Raw genomic sequence first — 6,503 nt, 5'->3', positions numbered from 1 at the left:
GTACAGCAGGTCGTTGAGGCAATGGCCGAAACGCGACACCATCAACAGCACCTTCATGCGCTTCTGGGCATCGTAGATCTCGGCATCCATCTCGAAGGCCTCGGCGACCGGCTTGAAGCCCTCGACCAGCTTCTGCTGGTTGACCGCTTCTTCGGAGAGGAAGGAGACCCGCATGAAGAACTTACCGGTATCGAGATCGTCGAACTGGCTGGAGTCGACGAGGTTGCAGCCTTGATCGGCCAGATAATTCGCTATCGCCGCAACGATCCCGCGCGTCGATGTGCAGGATACCCGTAGAACATATTGTTTCATCGGTAGAGGTCCAATCCGTTGATGCCGAATGTTGATGTCAATGTCTCACGCACAACCTTGTCGCCGCCTCCCTTGGGCACCAGCGGCGCGCTGCTGTCAAGAACGCGCTACATAAAGTCAGCCTGTCGCTTCTTCCCGTTTCGCATTCTCGCCAGGCCGTTCGCCCGCGTGTTGGCGACGGGATATCCCGGGCGATATGAGCTTACGACTTGGCGAAGCATCATCGCTTTGACCGATCATGGAGCGCTTTCTGCGAAATTGACGGAACTATTGTGACAAATGTCGTCGCTGCACAGTACATTTGCGTCAAAGGAAGACTATCACTACGACACTTCCAAAAGAACAAGCGGGGCAACTTTGAAAATGGTGCAGGAGCCTCGACCCCACGCAGTCGCCTCAAGAATCCTCAGGAAGAGAGGTGAAGGGCCACGCCTTTCTGTGGGCTTCATCTTGGCCAAGCGATTCACATTGTGTGCCTTCGCCAATTTCGTTGACGTGCTGAGGCTCGCCGCTGATGAAGGCGACCGAAGCCGGCCCATCATGTGCGAGTGGGCAATCCTCTCGGACACGATGAGTGCAGTCCAGTCGAGTTGTGGCGTTTCCGTGCAGCCGAACGAACGGCTGGGTGACCCCGCCAAATTCGACTATATCGCCGTTATCGGGGGGCTGATCGACGAGATACCCAACATCAGCGCAAACTATATTCAATATCTGCAGAAGGCTGCCGCTGCCGGCGTGCCGCTGGTCGGCATATGTACCGGAGCATTCATCCTCCACCGCGCCGGTTTGATGGATGGACATAAGTGCTGCGTGAGCTGGTTCCACCACACGGATTTTCTTGAGCAGTTCGACGGTCTAACGCCGGTTTCCGACCAGATTTTCGTCATCGATAGAAATCGCCTCACATGTTCGGGCGGCGTAAGTTCAGCCCATCTTGCCGCGCATCTCGTCGAAAAACATGTTGGACGGGCACAGGCGAGCAAGAGCCTGCACATCATGATCATAGACGATGCGCTCCATCCGGAAAAACCGCAGCCGGGAATTCCAATCGATCTGAAGACGCAAGATCCGATGGTGAAACGCGCGCTGCTCATCATGCAGCAGAATATCGACACGCCTCTCTCGATCAGCGATATCGCGCGCCGTATGGGAAACAGCAAACGACAACTGGAGAGGCACTTTCGAGCAGAACTTGGCAACTCTCCCCAGACCGTTTTTCTCGGAGTGCGGCTTTCATTGGCGCGCCGTCTGATCGAAACCACGCAGAAATCAGTGGCATCCATTGCCGTCGAATGCGGCTTCTGTGACTCGTCCCATCTCAGCCGCATGTTCCGCCGTCATTTCAATTGCGCGCCGCTCGATATCCGCAGATCGCAGGGTGTGGGTGAAGATCTGGAAGGAGAGCCGCGCGGACCCGCGTACGCGTAAATAGAAGTCCTCTGAGACAACCAAATCGCTCGTACATGCGTGCCAGAATGACGTTGCTGTGGCCAAGTAGCGGTGCGCATGGCGCATTCATTCAAGTCAACTGGCGCGAAAGTTCCGGAAGCATTTGCTGATGTAAGTATACTGCCGCCCAGTCTTTCTCTTGAAGTGGCGGCTAACGATATGACGCGTTTTAGCGCATTTTCTCTCCTCAAGAATGCCCTGACGGGGCACAAACATTGGACCGAGCAATGGCCCGACAGCCAGCCGAAGGCCGAATATGATGTGGTCATCGTCGGTGCGGGCGGCCATGGTCTCGGGGCGGCATATTACCTGGCCAAGCAGCATGGCATCACCAATGTCGCCGTGATCGACAAGGGCTGGCTCGGCGGCGGCAATACCGGCCGCAACACGACGATCATTCGCTCCAACTATCTCTATGACGAAAGTGCTCGCCTCTTCGATCACGCCGTCGACCTTTGGGAGGGGCTGAGCCAGGAACTCAATTACAACGTCATGTATTCGCGCCGGGGCTGCCTGATGCTGGCCCATACGGTGCATGACGTGCAAAGCTTCAAGCGCCATATCCATGCAAACCGCCTTAACGGCGTCGATAACCGCTGGCTCAGCCCAGAAGAATGCAAGGAATTCTGCCCGCCGCTCAGCCTGTCGCCCAATGCGCGTTATCCGATAATGGGCGGAGCCTTGCAGGAGCGCGCAGGCACGGCGCGTCACGATGCCGTGGCCTGGGGCTATGCGCGCGGTGCCGCCGCACGCGGTGTTGATATCATCCAGAATTGCCCGGTTATCGGTATTCGCCGCAAACCGGACGGCTCCGTCGCGGGTGTGGAGACCGTCAAGGGCTTCATCAAGGCGAAGAAGGTCGCCGTTTCGGCAGCGGGTCATACGTCTGTCGTCATGGATACCGCCGGGGTGCAGTTACCGCTTGAAAGCTTCCCGCTGCAGGCATTGGTTTCCGAACCGGTCAAGCCGATTTTCCCCTGCGTGGTCATGTCGAATGCCGTTCACGCCTATATCAGCCAGTCCGACAAGGGCGAGCTTGTTATCGGCTCCGGTACGGACCAGTACACGTCTTACTCGCAGCGCGGCGGACTGCCGCTGATCGAGCATACGATCGCCGCGATTGTGGAAATCTTCCCGATCTTCAACCGCATGCGGATGCTGCGCAAATGGGGTGGCATCGTCGATGTGACACCCGATCGCTCTGCCATTCTCGGCAAGACGCCGGTCGAAGGCTTGTATGTCAATTGCGGCTGGGGGACCGGCGGGTTCAAGGCGACGCCAGGCGCGGCGCATACCTTCGCCTGGACTATTGCCAAGAACGAGCCTCATCCGATCAACGCACCATTCACGCTTGATCGTTTCCGTACCGGCCGCCTGATCGATGAGGCCGCCGCGGCGGCTGTGGCGCACTGAGGGAGCTCACCCATGCTTTTGATCCGTTGCCCCTATTGCAATGAAACCTTGCCCGAGGCGGAGTTCACCTATGCCGGCGAAGCGCACATTGCGCGCCCGCTTGATCCTTCCTCCCAGACCGACGCGCAGTGGCAGGAATACCTCTTCATTCGCACCAACGTGAAAGGGCCGCATTACGAACGCTGGCGGCATCTGCATGGCTGCGGCCGGTTCTTCAATGCCGTGCGCGACACGGTCAGCGACCGCTTCCTGACAACCTATCCGGCGGGCAAACCTCGCCCTGAACTTGCTCCGCTGCCCGGGGTGCCAACCGATCTTGAGGTGCTGAAATGAACCAATATCGTGTTTTCGGCCGTGGCCGCGTCGATCCGGGGCGTCCCGTCACCTTCGCCTTTGACGGCAAGACCTATCGCGGCTTGAAGGGCGACACGGTTGCCTCCGCGCTCCTGGCGAATGGCGTCCACCTGATGGGACGGTCGTTCAAATATCACCGTCCGCGCGGTCCTGTGGCGGCGGGGTCCGAAGAGCCCAATGCGCTGATCGGCACGCGCCGTGGGCTTGGCCGGTTCGAGCCGAATACCCGCGCCACGGTGCATGAGATCTGGAACGGGCTCGAAACCACGTCACAGAACAGATACCCCAGCCTGAAATTCGATGTGGGCGCGGTCAACGATGCGGCCTACATGCTGTTTTCGGCCGGCTTTTACTACAAGACCTTCATGTGGCCGAAGAGCTTCTGGAACAAGGTCTATGAGCCTTTCATCCGGGCGGCCGCCGGTCTTGGCGTATCCCCGACCGAGGAAGACCCTGACACCTATGCTTCGCGCAACATGCATTGCGATGTGCTGATAGTTGGCGCGGGGCCTGCCGGCCTGGCGGCGGCGCGGGCGGCGGCGGTCGATGGGTTAAAGGTGGTCGTGGTAGATGAAAATCCCGAGGCGGGTGGCACCTTGCTGTCTGAGCCTCAGGTGCAGATCAATGGCCGCCCGGCATGGGACTGGCTGGCCGCGGAATTGAAGGCTCTGAAGGGGATGGGGGTGAGGATCATGACCCGCACCACGGCCATCGGCTATTACCATCAGAACATGATCGGCCTGTGCGAACGCTTGACCGATCATCTGGAGGTTTTGCCCAAGGATACGCCGCGCGAGCGCCTGTGGCGGGTGCGGGCGCGGCAGGTGGTGCTGGCGCAGGGCGCGCTGGAAAAGCCGCTGGTCTTTCACGGCAACGACCGTCCGGGTGTGATGCTGGCGGGAGCGGCGCAGACCTATCTCAATCGTTATGGTGTCAAGGTCGGCAATGCGCCTGTCGTCGTCACCAGCCATGACAGCGCCTGGTATGCAGCTTTCGATCTTCACGATGCGGGCGCGCGCATTCAGGCAATCGTCGATACCCGCGCCGATGTGCGGCAGGATCTGGTGAACCAGGCGCGTACCCTGGGTATTCCGGTCAAGCTGTCCCATACGGTGACGGCGACGTCGGGGCGGCTGCGCGTAAGTTCGGTCCGGGTGAATCCGGTTCGTGGTGGTTCGGTCGGCGCGGGGCAGGCGATCAAATGCGATGCCCTGCTGATGTCCGGCGGCTGGACGCCGTCGCTGCATCTCTTTTCGCATACCCAGGGCAAGATCGCATGGGACGACGATCGCACCACCTTCCTGCCGGCGATGACACGCGAAGACTGCGTGATCGCGGGAGCGGGGCGGGGGCTCTGGGGCGTCGAGGCGGCGCTGAAGGACGGCGCTGAGCGTGGCCGCGAGATCGCCGCCGCGCTCGCCAAGACAAGTGCTCCGGTCAGCTACACGGTGGCCGCCGATCGCAAGGGCAGTGGCGTGTCGCACACCGAACTGCCGACGGACCGCTATCCCGGCAAGGCAAAGGCCTTTGTCGACTATCAAAACGATGTKACTGCCAAGGACCTGCGTCTGGCGGTACGCGAGGGAATGCGCTCGATCGAGCACGTGAAGCGCTACACCACCAATGGCATGGCGACCGATCAGGGCAAGATGTCCAACATCAACGGCCTGAATATCGCCGCCGATGCGCTTGGCAAACGCCAGCCTGAGGTTGGTCTGACCACGTTCCGGCCGCCCTATACACCAACGACCTTCGGGGCGTTTGCAGGTTATCATCGCGGCAATCATTTCGAGATCACCCGCAAGACGCAGATCGACGCCTGGGCCGAGGCACATGGGGCAGTCTACGAACCGGTCGGACAATGGCGCCGCGCCCGGTATTTCCCCAAGCAGGGCGAGGATATGGACGCCGCCGTCAGCCGCGAATGCCGCGCAGTGCGTGCGAGTGTGGGCATCTTCGACGCTTCCACCCTCGGCAAGATCGAAGTTGTCGGCCCGGATGCGGTCGAGTTCATGAACCGCATGTACACCAACCCCTGGACCAAGCTCGTGTCGGGACGCTGCCGCTATGGCCTGCTTCTGGGCGACGACGGCTACATCCGCGATGATGGCGTCATAGGGCGCATCACCAAGGACCGCTTCCATGTCACCACCACCACCGGCGGCGCGGCGCGTGTCCTGAACATGATGGAAGATTTTCTCCAGACCGAATGGCCCGACCTGAATGTCTGGCTGACCTCGACCACCGAGCAATGGTCCACCATCGCGCTCAACGGTCCGAATGCGGCCAAGCTTTTGGCCCCGCTGGTCGAGGGTCTGGATCTCACCGATGCTGCTTTCCCGCATATGTCCTGCGCGGAATGCACAGTCGCAGGCATTCCGGCACGTCTCTTCCGGGTCAGCTTCACCGGCGAGGTCGGGTTCGAGGTGAACGTGCCCGCTCCCCTCGGCCTGAAGCTCTGGAAGATCCTGTGGGATGCGGGGCAGCAATACGGCATCACGCCTTATGGGACCGAGACCATGCATGTGTTGCGCGCCGAGAAGGGCTACATCATCGTCGGTCAGGATACTGACGGCACGGTCACCCCCTATGACGCGGCCATGGGATGGGCCGTGGGCAGCAATAAACCCGACTTCGTCGGCAAGCGCGGTCTTGCCCGCCCCGATCTGGTGGCGAAGGGTCGCAGGCAGCTTGTGGGCCTGCTGACGGAGGACCGTTCCAAGCTCGAGGAGGGTGCGCAGATCGTCTTCGATCCGAAACAGCCACTTCCGATGACGATGGTAGGGCATGTGACGTCGTCCTATCATTCGGACGCGGCCGGCCGGCCGATTGCGCTGGCGCTGGTCGAAGGCGGGCACGATCGAATGGGCGAGACCGTCCATATCCCGATGCCCGAGCGCACCATCGCCGCGAAAATCACCGGGACCGTCTTCGTCGATCCCGAAAACATCCGCCTGAAAATCTGATCCGGAGCC

5 protein-coding genes are annotated in these 6,503 nt (G+C 60.4%); 4 read left to right on the top strand and 1 reads right to left on the bottom strand.

Features of this window, described 5'->3' with window-relative positions; genetic code table 11:
* Positions 1 to 312, bottom strand: a 312-nt coding sequence (locus QD357_RS28855) for an ACT domain-containing protein (protein ID WP_414125589.1), incomplete at its 3' end; no start/stop codon positions are given.
* A gap of 363 nt (positions 313 to 675) precedes the next feature.
* On the opposite strand from QD357_RS28855, the gene QD357_RS28850 reads away from it, so the two are divergent.
* From QD357_RS28850 to QD357_RS28835, 4 genes are all read left to right on the top strand, one after another.
* Positions 676 to 1,740, top strand: coding sequence for a GlxA family transcriptional regulator (locus QD357_RS28850; RefSeq protein WP_414125595.1), 1,065 nt, complete (start codon positions 676 to 678; stop codon positions 1,738 to 1,740).
* Positions 1,741 to 1,920: 180 nt separating this feature from the next.
* Positions 1,921 to 3,174 (top strand): sarcosine oxidase subunit beta family protein, encoded by a 1,254-nt coding sequence (locus QD357_RS28845; RefSeq protein ID WP_183938860.1) that lies wholly within the window; start codon positions 1,921 to 1,923, stop codon positions 3,172 to 3,174.
* Between the two features lie 12 nt (positions 3,175 to 3,186).
* Positions 3,187 to 3,507 carry a sarcosine oxidase subunit delta gene (locus tag QD357_RS28840; RefSeq protein ID WP_183938861.1) on the top strand — a complete coding sequence of 107 codons (321 nt, stop codon included), beginning with the start codon at positions 3,187 to 3,189 and terminating at the stop codon, positions 3,505 to 3,507.
* The gene (locus QD357_RS28835; RefSeq protein WP_414125588.1) at positions 3,504 to 6,494 is read left to right on the top strand and encodes a sarcosine oxidase subunit alpha; all 2,991 of its coding nucleotides are present in this window, start codon (positions 3,504 to 3,506) and stop codon (positions 6,492 to 6,494) included. The genes QD357_RS28840 and QD357_RS28835 overlap by 4 nt, the downstream gene beginning before the upstream one ends.
* Positions 6,495 to 6,503: the final 9 nt, after the last annotated feature.

The sequence above is a fragment of the Rhizobium sp. BR 317 genome, from assembly GCF_047445835.1.
In the GTDB taxonomy this organism is placed as follows: Bacteria; Pseudomonadota; Alphaproteobacteria; order Rhizobiales; family Rhizobiaceae; genus Rhizobium; species Rhizobium paranaense.
The sequence above is the reverse complement of the archived record's forward strand: the minus strand, read 5'-3'. Positions and strand labels throughout refer to the sequence as shown.

Bases quoted from the DNA above. Each gene is read 5' to 3' on its own strand.
- QD357_RS28850 (WP_414125595.1), top strand. From the start codon at position 676: ATGGTGCAGGAGCCTCGACCCCACGCAGTCGCCTCAAGAATCCTCAGG.
- QD357_RS28845 (WP_183938860.1), top strand. From the start codon at position 1,921: ATGACGCGTTTTAGCGCATTTTCTCTCCTCAAGAATGCCCTGACGGGG.
- QD357_RS28840 (WP_183938861.1), top strand. From the start codon at position 3,187: ATGCTTTTGATCCGTTGCCCCTATTGCAATGAAACCTTGCCCGAGGCG.